1 protein-coding gene is annotated in these 2665 nt (G+C 71.4%); it reads right to left on the bottom strand.

The features are described from left to right. Positions 1-2269: filamentous hemagglutinin N-terminal domain-containing protein (locus JWP65_RS14425; protein ID WP_299764895.1), on the bottom strand; the 2269-nt coding region annotated here is incomplete at its 3' end. Positions 2270-2665 lie beyond the last annotated feature (396 nt).

Genomic DNA, 2665 nt, shown 5'->3' with positions numbered 1-2665 from the left:
GCACCGGCGGCTCGCCGGGTGCCGGCGCGGCGCCCTGCGCAAAGCGGGTGCTGCCCGAGAAGTAGACCGGCGCGAAAGTGCCGAAGCCGGGCGCGTTCCAGCTGGCGAAGCCGCCCCGCAAGGATTCGGTGACGTCGTCCTGGTCTTCGTCGGCGTCGTCGGCCGGCTTGCCGGCGCGCACCAGCACATAGTTGTCGCCGACCCGCGGGGCGTAGCCCAGGGCCGCCACCTCCAGCGTGCCGCCCAGGTCGCTGGTCCTGGTGGCGCGCAAGGTGTCGTAGACCGACCCGTCGGCCACTTCCATCTGCAGCACGCTGCCCGACTGCAGCACCATCCTGCCGTCGATCGTGATCGCGCCGATGGCGCCGGCGCCACCGGGGCGCAGCACACCCTGGTTGAACAACGCGCCCTTGCCCAGCTTCACGGTGCCGCTGCCTTCGATGACGCCGGCGCTGCCGTTGGTGACGCTGGCGTCCTTGGCATCCAGCGTCCGGCCGCCCAGCCGCCAGGTGCCGTCGTTGGTGATCGTGTCCACGGCGAGCTTGTAGCGGCCGCCGCCGAAATCGTGAGTGCCGCTGAACACCGCCGCCGCGCCCTTGATGTCCACCTTCTCGTCGGGGGCGGACAGCTGCGCCGTCAGGTACACCGTGCCCTTGGCGTCGACCTTGATGTCGGAGCCGCCGGCGTCGACGCGATCCAGCCAGACATGCTGGTTGGCCGTCTCCGTCTTCAGTTCCACCTTGCCGCCGCCCGAGGTGCGCACCGGCATGCCGCGCAGGTCGATCCCGCCGGCGCCGGCTCCCTTGACCTCCAGCTTCAGGTCGCGAGCGGGCCTGATGGTCAGCTCGTTGGCGCCGAACTCGCCGCTGACCTGGATCTTGCGACCGGCCTGGATCGAGATGTTGGCGTTGGTGCCTTCGATCTCGCTTTCGTAGATCGTGTAGCTGGCGCCCGACAAGGCGGAGCCGACCTGCCCCAGGCCCATCAGATCCTGCAATGAAGCCGTCGACAGCGTGGCGTCGCTGCCGTCCCCGCTGCCGCCGCGGATGGTGACGGTCTCGGGGTCGAGCAGCAGCTTGCCGGTGGCGCCCCACGCCGCCCCGAGGTCGGCCTGGCCGCGAAAAACCAGCTGGCGGCGGCCGGACACCTCGGCCTGGCCGCCGTCGCCCATCGCGCCGGCGCCGCGCGCCGTGATGGCGCCGCGGAACCGCGTGGTGTCGTCGCTCCACACCACCACCGTGCCGCCATGGCCAGCCAAGGTCGCGTCGGCACGCAATTGCGCGCCGGCCTCGACGTCGACGCCGCGGGCGTTGGCGATGCGGGCGTCCTGCCCTTGCCAGCCGCCACCGACCAGGATCTCGCCGCCGCCCCGCGCATGGCGAACGTCGATCGCCGTGGCCGACTTGAGCACCACCGTGCTGGCGGAAAGATGGACGGATCCGCCACCGGCCGAGGCGGTCGCGCGGATGGTACCGCCCACTTCGGCCGAGGGGCCGCCTTGCAGCACGACCCGTCCGCCGGTGACGCTGGCGCCGGTGGCCTGGACCAGGCCGCTGTGCCGCAGCTGGCCGGCGAACATCGCGACCGAGTCGCCGGCGAGCGTGCCGAGGTTGACGGCGCGGTCCTGCGGCGCCTGCACCCGCAGGTGGATGCCCTCGATGCCGCGGCCGGTGATCTCCACCTGCCGGCCCGCCGCCAGCACCACGTCGCCGTCGCCGGCCTGCAGCAGCGCCTGGCTGCCGGTCTCGAGCTGGGCGCCGATCAGCACCACGTCGCCGCCGCGCGCCAGCACCCTGCCCTGCACCTGCAAGGCCCCGGCCGCGGCCGTGCCGTCACCGAAGCGCAGCCGACCGGCGATGGCGTCCTGCGCCGTCATGCCCAGGGTGGAGGCAGTGAAGCCGGCGGTGTCGACGCTGGCCCCGGAGGCCACTGCGATCCCCGCGGGGTTGACCAGCACGAGACGGCCATTGGAGCCCAGCGTGCCGAGGATGGCACTCGGATTGCCGCCCGTCACGCGGTTGATCGAGGTGCTGGCGGCATCCGGTTGCGAGAAGAATACCGAGCTCCCGCCGGGCACCTGAAAGCTGCGCCAGTCGAGCACCGAGTGGCGGCTGCCGGGCCCGTCGGCCGTGGTGATGGTGGTGCGGCCGGCCTGCTGCTGCACGCTGGCGCTGCCGTGCCGCACGGTCAGGCCCGCGGGTTGGGCCGCGATGCTGGCGCTAAAGCAGGCGGCGATGGTGGCGGCCACCGAGCGCTGGGCGAACGGCATGGAGGAAGAATTGCGGTTTCGTAACATGGTGGATACAGCGCGCAACCAGGTGCAAGGAAGAGGTTAGTGTCGGCACAGCACGGCCGCGTTGCTTCCTCCAACTGCCCCGTTTACCTGTAGGACAAGACCGACATCAACTTCCTGCTGCGTACTACTTCACGGCGCGCACCATGGAACAGAGCCGCGCACGAAAAAGCTTGCCGCGGAAAAGAGGTCTTGCCGCAGGCAAAAGAAAAGGCCGCCCGAGGGCGGCCTTTTTTGCGAAGCAGGCCGGAGCTTACTTGGCGGCGGACGCGCCCGTCGTGCTGCCGGTGGCAGCGCTGGGGGTGGCCGAGCCGGCGCCGCCGGTGGAACCGGTGGAGGCGCTGGAGTTGGAGCCGCTCGTGCCGGCGGCGG

This window comes from Ramlibacter sp., from assembly GCF_028292805.1.
Taxonomy (GTDB): domain Bacteria; phylum Pseudomonadota; class Gammaproteobacteria; order Burkholderiales; family Burkholderiaceae_C; genus Ramlibacter.
This window is presented reverse-complemented; position numbering and strand designations above follow the sequence as displayed.